The following is a 16,307-nucleotide window of genomic DNA, read 5'->3' as shown; positions in this document are numbered from 1 at the left end:
ATTCATTTTTACCAGAAATAGAACAGTTAGAGCAAGGTCATCCCTTGCAAGTATACTATCAAGAAAGTGCTTTAATTCAAGATTTAATTTTAGAATTATATGATGTAAACGTCTCCGAAGATTTTCAAAAGTACTTTAATATTTTTAATCAACTATCAACCATTGAAAAACGGTTTAAACGCAAAGAAAATCAGCTCTTTCCTTATTTAGAAAAACACCATTGGAATGGACCAAGTCAAGGCATGTGGTCATTTCATGATGTTTTAAGAGATCAAATTCGCTTATTAAACAGCCATAACGAAACAAAAGATATCAAGAAGATTACTGAAAACCTACCTTATCTATTGGAAGGAATTAAACGGTTAATGCTTATTGAAGATCAAAATTTATTCCCCAATGCTAAACGCTTATTAAGCAAAGCAGATTGGGACGAATTTTATGAAGGTGATGAGGAAATTGGTTGGATGCTTAAAGAAAAGCCCGCGCCATTTCCTGCTATAGAACCTAAATATATTCATCCTAGTGAAGATGTTACTGAACGCACCCAAAGCTTTTCATTAGAAAACACATCACACTATGATGAAGGTTATATGACTCCTGAACAAGTTAATTTATTGTTGAAGTTTTTACCCATAGACATTACTTATGTGGACGAAAATGACAAGGTAATATTTTACAACAGAGGTGAGGATCGCGTATTTGCTAGAAGTAAGGGAATTATTGGAAGAGAGGTCCGGTTTTGTCATCCACCAAAAAGTGTCGATATGGTTTTAAGAATCCTAGAAGAGTTTAAAGCTGGCAATAAGGATACTGCCGAATTTTGGTTCAATTTTAAAGGACAAATTATCCATATCCGATACTTTGCTATTCGCGATAAAAACCTCATCTACAAAGTTGTAATTGAGATGTCGCAAGATATCACTGAAATTCAGAAGTTAGAAGGACAAAAAAGACTATTAGATTGGGATTAAAAATTACAACATGAATCAACATACAACCAAACCGTCCGTATATTATCCGCCAGGAGGAATTTTAATGTGGATCATTATTTACCTCGAGCTCATTACCTTTGGTGGTGTACTAATTGCTATGGTTTTATTTAGTAAAGACGAACCAGACGTGTTCCATCAATCCAGATTATTATTAAACACCAGTTTTGGCACAATAAACACCTTGTTTTTATTGGTTAGTGGGTTTTTTATGGCGCTTACAGTTAGTGCGCTGAAAGCTCAAAACATCCAAAAATCAAAATTATATTTAAAACTAACCATGCTTGGTGGCTTGCTGTTTTTAGGATTGAAAACAGTAGAATATATGGGGAAAATTGATGTAGGTTTAACCATGGATTACAACACCTTTTTCTCATTTTATTGGATGCTTACCTTATTTCATGTCATTCACGTACTCGTTGGATTGGTAATTTTAGCTTCAGTATTACGCACTATGATAAAAAAACCTGAAACACTTATTCTAGAAGATGTAGAAGCTAGTGCTACGTTTTGGCATATGTGTGACCTAATCTGGCTTTTATTATTTCCATTAATCTATTTAGTATTTTAATATGAAACAGAAATCGTTTTTTTACGTACTAGCGGTATTACTTATTTTAACCGTTATATCTGCTGTTATATCCAACCTGGAACTGGGAAATGCTACTGAAATCATTATGATTTTAGCTGCTATTAAGTTTTTAATAGTTGCCTTTTATTTTATGGAACTTCGCGAAGCTCATGTATTATGGAAAGCTTTACTAATTGGCTGCTTAACTCTTTTTACAGGCTTGGTTATCATTATTTAAGATGGTTCTTCTAAAATATCAAACGCTTTTAAGGAAATATAACGTCCTTTTAGTTTAATATCATCAACAAATTCGGCCAATGTTTTTTCTTCAAAATCTTTAAGTATTTTTTGTTTGAAGGCAGAAACTGTAAAATGCACTGGACATGGATTATCATCGCCACATTTAGAAAGCCCTAAAAAACATTGATTAAATTTATCATGCCCATCAATAACTTGTACAATATCCCAAACGGTTCGCTGTTTATTGGTTTCACTTAAATAAAAACCACCATGAGGACCTTTAACTGAGGTTACTAATTGATTCTTATTTAATTGCTGAAGCAGTTTGGCTAAAAATGGTTGTGGCACTTCCAGTTCCTCCGAAATAGTTTTAACACCAATTTTATGGTCTATATCAGAACACATTCCTAAATACAGAATGGATCTAATAGCGTATTGACAGGCATTTGATAACACAGTTTTTTTTTCAAAGATATAAAAAAGATATTTTAGTCCTAATTTTTGCAAATGGCTCCAGATTTATGATTTATGTCATGATTTATAAATCTCATTACCCATAAATTTGCGTCTTGTATAACCTGTAAATACGTAAACACCTTGAACTTAAAAGAAAATATCCTACGTTTAAAAAAGGAGAAAAATGCGGTTATTTTAGCACATTATTATCAAATACCAGACATTCAGGATGTAGCTGATTATGTTGGTGATAGTTTAGGGTTATCACAAAAAGCTGCAGAAACAGATGCCGATATTATTGTTTTTGCTGGTGTGCATTTTATGGCAGAAACAGCAAAAATTTTAAACCCTAATAAAACGGTTGTTCTACCGGATTTAAATGCAGGTTGCTCCTTGGCAGATTCTTGTCCGCCAGATGCTTTTAAAGTTTTTAAGGAACAACATCCCAATCATAAAGTTATAACCTACATTAATTGTTCGGCTGAAATAAAAGCCATGAGTGATATTGTTTGCACCTCATCCAATGCGCTAAAAATAGTAGAATCTGTTCCAAAGGAAACACCTATTATTTTTGCACCAGATAAAAATTTAGGCCATTATATTAGTAAAGTGTCTGGTCGAGATTTAGTGCTTTGGGATGGCGCCTGTATTGTGCACGAAGCTTTTTCAATTGATAAACTTTTAAAGCTATATCAAGAAAATCCAGGGTCCAAAATTATTGCCCATCCAGAATCTGAAGCTCATATTTTAGATGCTGCCAATTATATTGGTTCTACAGCCGGAATGATTAATTATGTGAAGGCCCATCCACAAGGAAAATTTATCGTGGCTACCGAAGCTGGTATTCTGCATAAAATGCAACAAGAAGTGCCAGATGCCTTATTAATTCCAGCTCCTGCCGTAGAGGATAATACCTGCGCTTGTAGCGAATGCGCGTTTATGAAAGTAAATACACTGCAAAAATTATATGATTGCTTATTGAATGAATCACCACAAATTGACGTTCCAGAAACCATAAGAAAACAGGCATTAATTCCTATTGAGCGTATGCTGGAACTTTCAAAATAAAACCATGAAAACCGAATTATTAATTATTGGTTCGGGTGTTGCTGGCTTAACTTTAGCTGTAAAATATGCCGAGACGTTTCCGAAGAAAAACATCACAATTGTTACCAAAGGAACCGAAGACGAATCCAACACCAAATACGCACAAGGCGGTGTTGCCGTGGTATTGGATGACAAAACGGATTCGTTTCAAAAACACATTGAAGACACCTTAATTTCTGGCGATGGTTTATGCAATAAGGACATTGTAGATATGGTTATTACAGAAGGACCTAAACGCTTAAAAGAATTGATGGTTTGGGGCGCCCAATTTGATTTAGACTCAACTGGAAACCTAGATTTAGGCAAGGAAGGTGGTCATAGTGAATTTCGTGTGGTTCACTATAAAGATATTACAGGTTATGAAATTGAACGTGCGTTATTGGTACGTGCGCATCAACTTACCAATATTCAAATTTTACCACATCATTTTGCCATTGATCTAATAACCGAACATCAGCTAAATCAAAACGCATCATGTACAACCTGTTTTGGTGCCTATGTATTGAATGAGAATAACAAGGAAATTATAACCATTCAAGCAGATAGTACGGTTTTGGCTGCAGGTGGCATTGGTCGCGTTTATGGTCACACAACCAACCCAAGTATTGCCACAGGTGATGGTATTGCCATGGCATACCGAGCAAAAGCACGCATAAAAGATATGGAGTTTGTGCAGTTTCACCCAACGGCATTATACACAAAACAGGAAGGTTCTGCTTTTTTAATTTCAGAAGCCGTGAGAGGTTTTGGCGGCTATTTACGCACTAAAAATGGTGTTCGGTTTATGCTAAATTATGATGATCGTGCTGAACTAGCTTCCCGAGATATTGTTTCACAAAGCATAGATACGGAATTACATAAAACAGGTGATTCTTGCGTGTATCTAGATTGTACACATTTGGATTTAGATGGTTTTAAGAATCATTTTCCTAATATTTATAATACCTGTTTAGAAAACAAGATTGATATCCGTAAAGATTGGATTCCAGTAGTTCCTGCTTCCCATTATGTTTGCGGTGGTATAGAAGTAGACCGAAATGGAAAAACGTCTATTACTAATTTATTTGCTTGTGGCGAATGCAGCCGAACCGGACTTCATGGCGCTAACAGACTAGCATCAAACTCACTTTTAGAAGCGTTAGTATATGCCCACAATATTTATAAATATCATGTTGATTTTCCCGTTTCGGGAAAAAAACTAGAGATTCCAGATTGGCAAGATCATGGCACCAACAATTTAAAGGATGGCGTTTTAATAGCAGACAATTTAAAAAAATTACAGACAGTAATGCGTGACTATGTAGGAATTGTAAGGAGTAATCAACGGCTACTGGAAGCCATTAGTTTATTGGATGCAATTTACACCGATGTAGACGCACTTTATAAAACATCACAAATTAGCACAGCTTTGTGCGAATTACGCAATATGGTAAATGTGGCACATTTAATTATCGGGCAATCTTTGGAACGAAAAGAGAATCGTGGTGGTTTTTATAATAAGGACAATGTGTAACTATTTCCAATTATGGCCTTTGAGCTTCATGGCTGCTTTTAAAATATCTTTCTGACTAATTTGCCCCACTAATTTACCTTCTTCAACAATAGGAAAACGCCTAATTTTAGAGTCTAGAAACTTTTTGGCCGCTTCAAAAACATCCATATTTCCATCGATAGTTTCCACCTTTTTTATCATTCGTTTATCAACGGTATCTTGTTCAATTGGCATATTGTAATAATGACTTTCGCAAATTTGTTTTAAACAATCTCCTTCCGAAATAATACCAACTAACTCATTTTGTGAATTTACCACAGGACCACCTGAAATTTTATTTGAAATTAACAAATGGATTACTTCATCAACCGTTTGTTCGGGGTTAAACGTAATTAAATCGCGTGTCATGTAATCGCTAACTTTTAATTGCTGATTGTCTGTTGCGTTATGTTGCTGCTTTCGCGCACCTTGAAAACTTTTAATGCCCATATTTTTAGATATTTAGAACCTTGAATATAGGAAATTTAATACTATTTTCCTAAAGTTTAAGATTGCTCATAATTTGCGTACTTTTATGTTCTCAAACTAATTGTACATCCTCATGTTAAAAAAATTACTCGCTTTAATTCTTATTGCTTTTGCCGTATACTGGAGTTTTTCAGTGTTATTACCTCAAAATATTTCAACATTAGATACTCCCGAAAACGAGTTTTCTACAGAACGTGCTTTGGTACACTTAAAAGAAATTAGTAAAGCTCCACATTACTTGGGAAATGCGGAGCATACACGCGTTAGAAATTACATCATCCAACAATTAGAAGCTTTAGGGTTAGAAACAGAAGTGCAGGAAGCGTTTTCAATCACGAAATGGGGTAATTTATCGAAACCAAAAAATATTATTGCACGATACAAAGGTGAAGAAAACGGCAAAGCCTTGTTATTACTCACCCATTATGACAGTCAACCACATTCCTCTTTTGGTGCTAGTGATGCCGGATCTGGCGTTGTTACAATTTTAGAAAGTCTTCGGGCATTTTTAAGTGAGAACAAACAACCTAAAAACGATATTATTATTGTTATTTCTGATGCGGAAGAATTAGGGTTGAATGGTGCTGATATTTTTGTAAATAAACATCCATGGGCAAAAGATGTTGGTTTGGTTCTAAATTTTGAAGCTCGTGGTACTGGTGGACCAAGTTATATGCTTATTGAAACCAACCAAGGAAATGCAGAATTAATGAAGCATTTTGTAGCTGCTAACCCAGAATATCCGGTAGCCAATTCTTTGGCCTACAGTATTTATAAAATGTTACCAAATGATACAGACTTAACCCGTTTTCGGGAAGATGGAAATATTGATGGTTTCAATTTTGCGTTTATAGACGATCATTTTGATTACCATACTGCTCTAGATACTTACGAACGTTTAGATAGAAATACTTTGGAACATCAAGGCAGTTATTTAATGCCGTTACTCCATTATTTTTCAGACGCCAATTTATCTTCAGTAAAAAGTAAGGAAGATTATATCTATTTTAATGCACCCCTTTTTAAGACGGTTATTTACCCGTTTTCATGGATTTTTCCAATGCTCATTTTAGGGTTTTTAGGATTTATAGCGCTCTTAATTTATGGTTTTAAACGCGAAGCATTTATAGGTTCTGAAATTGGTCGTGGTTTTGCAGCTTTCTTTTTGGCCCTCCTTTCAGCCGGCGGAATAGGTTTTGGTTTATGGTTTGTAATAAAACTAATATACCCACAATATGCCGAGATGCTTCATGGCTTTACTTATAATGGCCATGTGTATATTTTTGCGTTTACATTTTTGGCTTTAGCTATTTGTTTTTGGGTCTATCATATATTTCATAAACCAGAAAATACGGCTAGTTTATTTGTAGCACCTTTATTTTTCTGGCTGTTAATCTGTACGCTTGTGGCTTTTGTATTGCCAGGCGCAAGCTTTTTTATTCTTCCTGTTTTCTTCGGATTAATAACCTTGTTTATACTGATAAGACAGAAAAAACCAAACCTGATTTTAATGGCACTTTTAGGTTTTCCAGTCTTGACCATTATGGTGCCATTTATAAAAATGTTTCCTGTGGGACTCGGACTAAAAATCCTGTTTGTTTCCTGTATTTTGGTAGTTTTAATTTTTGGTATGTTGGTTTCTGTTTTTGGCTTTTTCAACCATAAAAAACTATGGTCTTATGTGTTTTTAGGAGCAAGCATAATATGTTTAGCCATGGCCCATTTTAAATCTGATTTTTCAGAAGATAGACCTAGACCTAATAGTTTAAATTATGTTTTAGATAGTAATACCAATACAGCTGTTTGGGCCACTTATGATGATGCTTTAGATAGTTACACACAACCTTTTTTAACGGACTCACCCGATGATGCTTCACTATTAAATCAAAACACCATGGGCAGTAAATATAAATCGGGTTTTACTTTTACTAAAACAGCGCCTGTTAAAGCACTTGAAAATCCAGAAATAATAATTATTTCAGATACTATTATTGGTGCAAACCGAAATATCACACTGCTATTTAAATCCAATAGGCTTGCTGAACGCGTGGAAGTTTTTGCTGATAGTACAAATATTCTCAAGGATGCCATTATTAACGGTATTCCCGCTATAAAAGATGACGCATCTGCTCATGCTTTTGATGACCGCTACAATAACAGATTATTTAGTTATTATGTATCCGAAAATGAACCGTTAAGTATGCAATTGGTGGTTCCGAAGAATCAAAAAACAACTTTACAGTTTTACGAAGCTACTTATGATTTACTAAGTAATAATCATTTTACAATTCCAAACAGAACAAAAGCCATGATACCGAAACCATTTGTGCTAAACGATGCGGTTATTATTAAAAGTACAGTGACAATTAAATAATTAGTATTGTTTTAAGATATTCATTAAGTATTTTTTTTAGCTTTGAAACCTGTTAAACGACTATTTTTTATGAAGAAATTACTTATTGTTGCGTTATGTGTTTTAGGATTTCAAGCGCAAGCACAAACCAGTCAAGAATTGCTGAATCACTACCGTGAATATTACAAGCAAATGAAAATTCAGGGAGACTCCCAAGGTATTATAAACGGGTTAACGCATTTAATTTTGTTATCACCTTCAGAAGCACAAGCACATAAGGACACGTTAGCTATGGTATATATGAGCGAGGGCAACCATATACAAGCTTTAAATACCATAGGCATTGATAACAGTCCTACAGATTCTGATATTGCAATTGAGGTAAAAGCGGTTTCCTTAAAAGCCCTAAATGAACCAAATCGCGCACTTATTCATTTTGAAGAATTGTTTAAGCGCACGCCAGACCCTTCTATAGCTTATGAGCTGGCTGAACTTTATTTACAAACAAATAACTTGGAAAAATCTAACAGCTATATTGAATATGGTTTAACCAATTCAAAAGAAAATATGGGTAAAACATTTTATGAGAGTCAACAGCCTTATCAGGTTTCAATGAAGTCTGCATTTTTATATTTGAAAGCCTTATTAAAATTTAATGAAAACAAGGTAACTAATATAGATGCTGCAATTTCTATTTTAGATGAAGCCATCAAAACAGCACCCAATTTCAATTTAGCTATTTTAAGTAAAAATGCTTTATTAAATCAGAAAAAGGAAGCTAAACCAAAAGAATAGATTTCTTTTTTTAAACAACTAGTAGTTTTTAAAGCATCCATTTTATAATAAAAATGGATGCTTTTTTATATCTTAAAACAACTAATTACCAACAAAATAATGATGTCCAGTTGCTCTTAATCAAATTACATCTTGAATGATCTGTAGCGAACAATGCACGCGGTCAAAATTCATTAGGACCCTTTAGTTTTAAAAAAAAAGTATTTTTTTGACAAAGAAAAAGCAGCTAAAAATTTAGCTGCTTTTATATTTTAAATACTAAATATTAAGAATAATTACCAGATTCTTACACGTTGGTCTGGAGCAATATACATGCTATCACCTGCTTTAATATTAAATGCTTCATAAAACGCATCTATATTTAATAAAGGTTGCACCGCACGATTCATTCCTGGCGAATGTGGATCTGTTTTAATGCGTGTTTTTAACGCATCGTCCCGCATTTTAGTTCTCCATACAGTTGCCCAACTCATAAAGAAACGTTGCTCTGCTGTAAAGCCATCAATATCTGCTGGTCTGCCGTTTTCCTTAAAACTTAATTGTAAGGCATCATAAGCTGCTAGAACACCACCTAAATCACCAATATTTTCACCCAAAGTGAATTTTCCATTAATAGTAACATCTGGTAATACTTCAATCGCGCTGTACTGATCGGCTAATTGGTTTCCTAAAGATTCAAACTGCTTTAAATCTTCATCTGTCCACCAGTTATTTAAGTTTCCATCTTTATCGTAACGCGATCCAGAATCGTCAAAACTATGCGATATCTCATGTCCAATAACTGCACCTATTCCACCGTAATTTACAGCGTCATCCGCTTTATAATTATAGAAAGGTGGTTGTAAAATAGCTGCTGGAAACACAATTTCGTTATAAGCCGGATTAAAATAGGCATTTACAACCTGTGGCGCCATATACCATTCACTTTTATCAACTGGCTTCCCTAATTTATCAATATCCTTTTTAAAATTCCAAGCACGTGCATTTAAGGAGTTCTGTAAATATGACCCACCTTCATCAACACCTTTAATTTCTAATGCTGAATAGTCTTTCCACTTATCTGGATATGCAATTTTAATGGATGTTGCTTGTAGTTTTTCAATTGCTTTTTTCTTGGTTTCTGGACTCATCCATTCCAAATTATTAATACGATTTTCAAAAGCTAAAATTACATTAGCAATCATTTTCTCTGCTTTGGCTTTAGCCTCTGGCGGAAACATTTTATCAACATATAGTTTTCCTAAAGCTTCACCTACTGTTCCATTTAAGGATCCTAAAGCACGCTCATCACGTGGACGTTGCTTTTTGGCACCATTTAATTCACGACCATAAAACTCCCAACTCGCAGTTTCTAGTTCCGTACTTAATTGTCCAGCAGCCCCATTAAAGGCATCCCATCGCAGGTATGCTTTCCAATCGTCTACATTATTTTCAGCTAAAACTTCCTGCAAGCGGGTAAAATAATTTAAGTCTCCAATAATAACGGTATCTAATTCCTTAACACCAATTCCGCTTAAAAAGTTTTTCCAATTAACGGCTGGTACCATTTTTTGTACTTGTTCAATAGATCTTGGATTGTAACGCTTTCTAGCGTCACGTCTATCCACTTTATCCATTTTAGCTTCTGCTAAACGTGTTTCAAACGCTAATATTTGCTTAGCTTCTGCATTTGCCTCCGCTTCGGTTTCCCCTAAATATTGTAACATTCTGGTAATATGTGCCACATATTTTTCACGTTTTTCTTTAGAATCTGCATCATCTTTTACATAATAATCACGGTCTGGCAAACCCGTACTTCCTCCGCCTAAATAAGCAACGTTTCTATTGCTGTCTTTTGGATCTGAACTTACACCAAAACCATATAATCCACCACCTCCAAGTGGTTCCATCTCGATCATATAATCCTGTAAATCATCAATATTTTCAATGGCATCAATTTTGGCTAAATAAGGCTTTATTGGCTCTAAACCTTGCTTATTTCTACCAACGGTATCCATTATAGTTTGATATAAAAATACGGCCTTCTCCTGATCGGAACCCGGAAGCACCTGTATCTTATCTATATCCTTATCATCAGACATGGCAGCTTCCAAAATACTTAAGGCATCAGCGTCTGTTTTTTTTCGCAGTTCATTAAAACTTCCCCACGTAGATTGGTCGTCTGGAATTTCGGTTGTCTTTAACCAAGTACCATTTACATAGTTAAAAAAGTCGTCATTTGGTTTAACATTGGGATCCATATATTCCAAATTAATCCCCGGATTGGATTCCGTTTCCACAAGCGCGGTTTCTTCTTTAGCCTCATTCTTACAAGCCATTAAACCCATAAAGGCGGCTGCACTCAATAATGATGCTTTTTTTAAGTTTGAATTCATAAGTTTTGTGTTTATTTTAATGTACCAATTTACTACTATTTGATTTTGTTGTTTGTAAACAAACATATATTAACAAAATATTAATAAAATAAGACTAGAGCTAATAGGGTTTCTGAATGCGTTGCGATTCTTTTTCTATCTGCTTATTCATTTGAAGATTTAAATTTGAAAAAGCAACTAATAATTCTTTTACGGTTTCTAAAATAGCTTCTTTAGTTGGCGCCGATAAATTAATAACACCTTCCAATTTGAACATTTTAGTTTCCACAGCTATCACACGTGAGAGAATTAGTGGTGACGCTATAGCATCTGGAATCGTAGACTTTAGCTCATTATTTAAAGTTGCTACAATTTGTTGGTTGGCTTTAAAAAATGACAAATTTCCAGATTTCACATCTAAGATAACGTTACTTAACTCATCATATTTCGTCCAAGCGCTAATGGCTTTTTCCACTTTAGGATCAGCAATATAATCCGTGTATTTTAAAGCTTCTACATCCGCTTTTGTTACTAACTCACTGATAGCTTTTTCATTAGACAGCTGACTTGTTTCAGAATCTGTATTCTGACAAGAAAAAAAGCACAAAACAAGTATTAAACCAATGTTCCTCATATTTTTTTTTAACTCGAATTACAAATATATTGTATTCGTGGGTTTTAGCTATCAATTATAATAATACTTTATTTTCTAGACATTATTTTAAGTTAAATTAATCATTTCATCAGTAAATTCTTGTTATTTTTGAGTGATTTTTTAAAAAACTACTTAATGAAATCTAAAATTTTAATTATTGGAGCTTGTGGGCAAATAGGCTCAGAGCTAACCTACAAATTACGAGAAATTCATGGGCATGATAACGTAATTGCTAGCGATATAAGCTATGGAAATTTAGATATTGTTAACTCTGGTATTTTTGAAATTTTAGACGCTCAAGATTCAACGAGCCTCAAAGTTTGTATTGAAAAATATGAAATAAACACGGTGTACCTTATGGCTGCCATGTTAAGTGCTACTGGCGAAAAATTCCCGATGAAAGCATGGGATTTAAACATGAGCACACTATTTAACGTGTTAGATTTAGCTAAAAACGGACAAATAAAAAAAATATTCTGGCCCTCCAGTATTGCTGTTTTTGGACCTACTACACCTAAAAAAGAAACACCACAGTATACCATTATGGAGCCTTCAACGGTATATGGCATTACCAAACAGGTGGGAGAACGTTGGTGCGAATATTACTTTAATAAATATGGCGTTGATGTTAGAAGTATTCGCTATCCGGGAATTATTAGCTGGAAAACACTACCTGGAGGCGGAACAACAGATTATGCCGTAGATATTTATCACAAAGCCCTTGCGGACAATCATTTCAATTGCTTCCTCTCCGAAAATACAGAACTTCCTATGATGTATATGGAGGATGCTATTAAGGCAACCATCCAAATTATGGAAGCACCTGCTAGCTATATTCATATTCGTTCATCATATAACTTGGCTGCTATTAGTTTCACACCTAAAGACATGGTGCATTCTATTAAAAAAGAATTGAGTGGTTTTACCATAGAATATAATCCAGATTTTCGTCAAGAAATTGCTGATTCATGGCCAAACACTATTGATGATAGCCATGCACGTAAGGATTGGAACTGGGAACACCAGTTTTCTTTAGATGATATTACCAAAGACATGCTTGCTAATTTATCAGAAAAAGTTAAGTCCTAAATCAAGATTGTAACCTCCTATTTATTCCCATTACTAAAAATACGTATTTCATCGTATACTTTTTATGTTGAAGTTTTGCTATTTTAGCCGCATAACTAACACATAAATTAATCATTATGAATAAATTACTATTAATTGCATTTCTTGTTTCATCCTCTTTAGTTTTTTCACAAAAAGCGAAAGTCACTAAAGGCGATTGGTCCGATTTAAAAGGCATCACAGAATACAATGTGGTCTTTGATTATTCCAATTTAGAAATTCCAAAATTCGATTCGGAAGAAGAATTTCTAAAAGACAAAATGGCCAAAAGAGAAGAAAAAGAGCCAGGTTCAGGAGAAAAGTTTAAAGAGTCTTGGCTTTCAGATCGCGAAGAATTTTATGAGCCACGGTTTATTGAAACTTTTAATGATCGTTACAAAGATAATTTAGTAAAAGTTGACAAAGATTTAGAAAGTGCTGAATACACCATGAAAATACACACAACCATGATTTATCCTGGTTACAACGTTGGCGTAGTTAGACACAACTCTAAAATTGAAGTTACTTTAAGTGTTTATAAAAATGACAGTCCAGAAAATATTATTTTCTCTGCAGATTATACGAAAATCCAAGGCCAAGGAAATGGTGGTTTCGATTTTAATTCGGGACAACGTATTGCAGATGCCTATATTATATTTGCTAGAGCATTAACAAAACACATGTACAAAAACACAAAATAATTAAAAGGTTAGGATTTATCCTAACCACTAAAACACCTTAAAAAGCGTTTCTAAACAGAAGCGCTTTTTTCATTTTCCATATTAATTAAATGCGCTAATGTTTTTACTATTCGGTTATGTTTAGTAACAAACGGATTTGTTTTATCCCAAACATAGCCTGCTAAAACAGCACAAATTTGTCGTTTTACTTCAGGATTTTCAGGTCTGTGGAAAAATAGGGTTTGTAAATTTCCCGTATACCATTCTTTCACATAAGTGGCAAAAACATCCACACCAGATTTAATATAATTAGCATAGTCTTCTTCCCAATCAACTGGTTCACCTTTTAATTGCTTACTAATTAATTTGGCAGATTTTAAAGCTGATTCTGTAGCAAACGTAACACCAGATGAAAACACAGGGTCTAAAAATTCCGCACTATTTCCAGTTAACACAAATCCATTACCATAAAATTTTGTAACCGCTTTGGAGTAGTTTCTAATACTTTTTGGCTCAAATAATAATGGTGCATCTTTAAAACGCTCATAATAGTAATCAGATTGTTTGAACATGGTTTTTAAACGCTCGGAGGTGTCACCTTCAAATGAATCTATAAATTCATTTTTTCCAACAAAGCCTAAACTTGTATCCCCATTGGAAAACGGAATCACCCAAAACCAGGTGTCTTTATCTAGAACATCAAAAGTAATTAAAGTCCCTTCTTCGCCTTCTGGTCTATTTACATCCTTAACATGACCGAAAATTGAAGAATGCTCTGGAATGCTGGATGGTTTATCTAAATCTAACAATCGTGGTAAAACCCGACCGTATCCACTAGAATCTACAATAAATTTAGCCTCTACTTGATATGGATTTCCATCGGCATCATGAATAGTTGTGGTAGATGTGCCGTTATCCGCAATGTCAACTGCTACAACTTCATGTTCAAATGAAATAGTAACACCCATTTTTTCAACTTCTTTAGCTAAAATAGTATCAAATTCCGCTCGTGGCACTTGCCAAGTCCAATCCCATCCTTCAGAGTGTTTATCACTAAAATCAAAATTACAAACAATGTCATCTCGTAAAAATCGAGCACCGCGTTTTATTTCAAAATTCGCTGCTTTTAAAGCTTCTAGCAAGCCTACTTCTTCAAAATGCTCCATACATCTTGGCAGTAAACTTTCCCCTATAACAAACCTTGGAAATGTTGTTTTTTCTACTACTTTCACATTCAATCCTTGCTGATGTAAATAAGCTGAAGCCACACAACCGGAAGGTCCTGCACCAATAACTAAAACATCTACTTTCATATCACTTGTTCCCATAGTAGTATTAATTCATTAATTATTATAAATTTGCAATCCAAAATAACTACTTTAGTAGTAATTATTTATACAAATTTATCGAAAAAAAACATTATATCATAGATGCTTGAATTTAAAGGAAAATTAGGAATAGAGGATTTTTATAAAGTAATTTTTAAAAATGAACCTATTCAAATAGACAAAGCAGTTCTGGAAACAGTAGAAAATAGCTTCAATTTTTTAAAAGAGTTTTCCGAAAACAAAGTCATATATGGTGTCAATACAGGTTTTGGACCTATGGCACAATATAAAATTGAAGATTCAGAGCGTATTCAATTACAATATAATTTAATTCGCAGTCATGCGTCAGGAACTGGACAGCCTATTGCTCCTATGTACGTAAAAGCAGCTATGCTTGCCCGTTTAAACACCTTATCATTAGGACATTCTGGAGTTCATGTTTCGGTTATAAAACTCATGGCAGAATTAATAAACCGTAATATTACACCATTAATTTATGAACATGGTGGTGTTGGTGCTAGTGGAGATTTAGTACAATTAGCACATTTAGCACTGGTTTTAATTGGAGAAGGTGAAGTGTTTTATAAAGGCGAACGCAAAGACACAAAAGATGTTTTTAAAAGTGAAAATTTAAAACCTATTTCTGTCGAGTTGCGTGAAGGCTTAGCCTTAATGAACGGAACCTCTGTTATGACAGGTATTGGTATTGTAAACACGCTTTATTCGCGTCAATTATTAGGGTGGATGACTAGTAGTTCGGCTGCCATTAATGAAATAGTAAAAGCTTATGACGATCATTTATCATTTGAGTTAAACCAATCTAAACGACATGTTGGACAACGGCAAATTGCTGAAAGTATGCGAGAGCATTTACAGGACAGCAAACTAACACGAAAAAGAGAGCATCATTTATACAGTAAAAATGCCGATATTTCTGTGTTTAAGGAAAAAGTGCAAGAATATTATTCGCTACGTTGTGTACCACAAATTCTAGGTCCAGTTTTAGACACACTTAATTCAGTTGAAAATATTTTAATAGAAGAAGTAAATTCAGCAAACGATAATCCCATTGTAGATGTTGAAAAGAAACATGTATATCACGGCGGAAATTTTCATGGCGATTATGTATCCTTAGAAATGGATAAGCTTAAAATTGTGGTAGCTAAAATGAGCATGTTATCTGAACGTCAATTAAATTACCTTTTAAATGCAAGACTAAATGATATGCTTCCGCCTTTTGTAAATTTAGGTAAGCTTGGTTTAAATTTTGGAATGCAAGGGGTTCAGTTTACGGCTACATCTACGACTGCCGAAAACCAAATGCTATCAAACCCCATGTATGTTCATAGTATTCCAAATAATAATGACAATCAGGACATTGTTAGTATGGGAACCAATTCAGCTTTAATTACTAAAAAAGTTATTGAAAACGCCTACGAAGTAATTGCTATTGAGCTGATAACCATTGTTCAAGCCATAGAGTTTCTTGAGGTTCAAGATAGTATTTCCTCAAAAACCAGAAAGATGTATGAAGCCATTCGTGAGCTAGTCCCTGTTTTTAAAGAAGACGTTATTATGTATCCGTATGTTAACCTTGTCAAAGATTTTATCACTAATAATAAAACATAAAGCAATTTTATTATAAAACGAGC

Annotated in this window: 15 protein-coding genes; 10 read left to right on the top strand and 5 right to left on the bottom strand. The window is 34.2% G+C overall.

What is annotated here, in order from left to right; all coding sequences use genetic code 11:
- Positions 1–17 precede the first annotated feature (17 nt).
- From ACFPH8_RS03650 to ACFPH8_RS03640, 3 genes are read left to right on the top strand one after another with little or no spacing between them, the layout of a single operon-like run.
- Complete coding sequence (locus tag ACFPH8_RS03650) at positions 18–971, top strand: DUF438 domain-containing protein (protein ID WP_376859107.1); 954 nt, start codon at positions 18–20, stop codon at positions 969–971.
- Positions 972–981: 10 nt separating this feature from the next.
- Positions 982–1,560: a cytochrome c oxidase subunit 3 gene (locus tag ACFPH8_RS03645; protein WP_248397272.1), complete on the top strand. Its 579-nt coding sequence runs from the start codon at positions 982–984 to the stop codon at positions 1,558–1,560.
- A gap of 1 nt (position 1,561) precedes the next feature.
- Entirely contained in the window at positions 1,562–1,798 is a 237-nt protein-coding gene (locus tag ACFPH8_RS03640; RefSeq protein WP_376858540.1) for a cytochrome C oxidase subunit IV family protein, read from the top strand.
- Here the strand turns inward: ACFPH8_RS03640 and ACFPH8_RS03635 are convergent.
- Positions 1,795–2,256 carry an RrF2 family transcriptional regulator gene (locus ACFPH8_RS03635; protein WP_376858538.1) on the bottom strand — a complete coding sequence of 154 codons (462 nt, stop codon included), beginning with the start codon at positions 2,254–2,256 and terminating at the stop codon, positions 1,795–1,797. The two genes, ACFPH8_RS03640 and ACFPH8_RS03635, sit on opposite strands and share 4 nt — an antisense overlap.
- Positions 2,257–2,397: 141 nt before the next feature.
- Between ACFPH8_RS03635 and nadA the strand changes: the two genes are divergently transcribed.
- Positions 2,398–3,324 carry a quinolinate synthase NadA gene (gene nadA / locus ACFPH8_RS03630; protein WP_376858536.1) on the top strand — a complete coding sequence of 309 codons (927 nt, stop codon included), beginning with the start codon at positions 2,398–2,400 and terminating at the stop codon, positions 3,322–3,324.
- A gap of 4 nt (positions 3,325–3,328) precedes the next feature.
- Positions 3,329–4,876, top strand: a complete 1,548-nt coding sequence (nadB, locus tag ACFPH8_RS03625) for an L-aspartate oxidase (protein ID WP_376858534.1) — start codon at positions 3,329–3,331, stop codon at positions 4,874–4,876.
- Here the strand turns inward: nadB and ACFPH8_RS03620 are convergent, their stop codons facing one another.
- Positions 4,877–5,344: a CBS domain-containing protein gene (locus ACFPH8_RS03620; RefSeq protein WP_248397261.1), complete on the bottom strand. Its 468-nt coding sequence runs from the start codon at positions 5,342–5,344 to the stop codon at positions 4,877–4,879.
- 112 nt (positions 5,345–5,456) lie between these two features.
- Here ACFPH8_RS03620 and ACFPH8_RS03615 point away from each other — a divergent pair, with 112 nt between their 5' ends.
- On the top strand, positions 5,457–7,757 hold the full coding sequence (locus ACFPH8_RS03615; protein ID WP_376858532.1) for a M28 family peptidase: 2,301 nt from the start codon (positions 5,457–5,459) through the stop codon (positions 7,755–7,757).
- 69 nt (positions 7,758–7,826) lie between these two features.
- The gene (locus ACFPH8_RS03610; RefSeq protein WP_376858530.1) at positions 7,827–8,531 is read left to right on the top strand and encodes a tetratricopeptide repeat protein; all 705 of its coding nucleotides are present in this window, start codon (positions 7,827–7,829) and stop codon (positions 8,529–8,531) included.
- A 275-nt stretch (positions 8,532–8,806) separates the two neighbouring features.
- On the opposite strand, the gene ACFPH8_RS03605 is transcribed toward ACFPH8_RS03610, so the two are convergent.
- Together ACFPH8_RS03605 and ACFPH8_RS03600 are read right to left on the bottom strand one after the other, a co-directional pair.
- Positions 8,807–10,906 carry a M13 family metallopeptidase gene (locus ACFPH8_RS03605; protein ID WP_376858528.1) on the bottom strand — a complete coding sequence of 700 codons (2,100 nt, stop codon included), beginning with the start codon at positions 10,904–10,906 and terminating at the stop codon, positions 8,807–8,809.
- Between the two features lie 100 nt (positions 10,907–11,006).
- A complete protein-coding gene (locus tag ACFPH8_RS03600) occupies positions 11,007–11,519 on the bottom strand; it encodes a hypothetical protein (protein ID WP_248397251.1) in 513 nt (170 codons plus the stop codon).
- Between the two features lie 156 nt (positions 11,520–11,675).
- On the opposite strand from ACFPH8_RS03600, the gene ACFPH8_RS03595 reads away from it, so the two are divergent.
- Both ACFPH8_RS03595 and ACFPH8_RS03590 read left to right on the top strand, forming a co-directional pair.
- Complete coding sequence (locus tag ACFPH8_RS03595) at positions 11,676–12,629, top strand: NAD-dependent epimerase/dehydratase family protein (RefSeq protein WP_376858526.1); 954 nt, start codon at positions 11,676–11,678, stop codon at positions 12,627–12,629.
- Positions 12,630–12,745: 116 nt separating this feature from the next.
- Positions 12,746–13,348 (top strand): hypothetical protein, encoded by a 603-nt coding sequence (locus ACFPH8_RS03590; protein WP_376858524.1) that lies wholly within the window; start codon positions 12,746–12,748, stop codon positions 13,346–13,348.
- 50 nt (positions 13,349–13,398) lie between these two features.
- Here ACFPH8_RS03590 and ACFPH8_RS03585 read toward each other — a convergent pair whose 3' ends face one another.
- Positions 13,399–14,655, bottom strand: a complete 1,257-nt coding sequence (locus ACFPH8_RS03585) for an NAD(P)/FAD-dependent oxidoreductase (RefSeq protein ID WP_376858522.1) — start codon at positions 14,653–14,655, stop codon at positions 13,399–13,401.
- Positions 14,656–14,757: 102 nt separating this feature from the next.
- On the opposite strand from ACFPH8_RS03585, the gene flxA reads away from it, so the two are divergent.
- Positions 14,758–16,284 (top strand): flexirubin biosynthesis tyrosine ammonia-lyase FlxA, encoded by a 1,527-nt coding sequence (gene flxA / locus ACFPH8_RS03580; protein WP_376858520.1) that lies wholly within the window; start codon positions 14,758–14,760, stop codon positions 16,282–16,284.
- Positions 16,285–16,307 lie beyond the last annotated feature (23 nt).

Origin of the sequence: Bizionia hallyeonensis, assembly GCF_042657385.1 — a bacterium.
Lineage (GTDB): Bacteria > Bacteroidota > Bacteroidia > Flavobacteriales > Flavobacteriaceae > Algorimicrobium > Algorimicrobium hallyeonense.
Note: the sequence above shows the minus strand (reverse complement) of the source record. Positions and strands in the feature narration are given on the sequence as shown.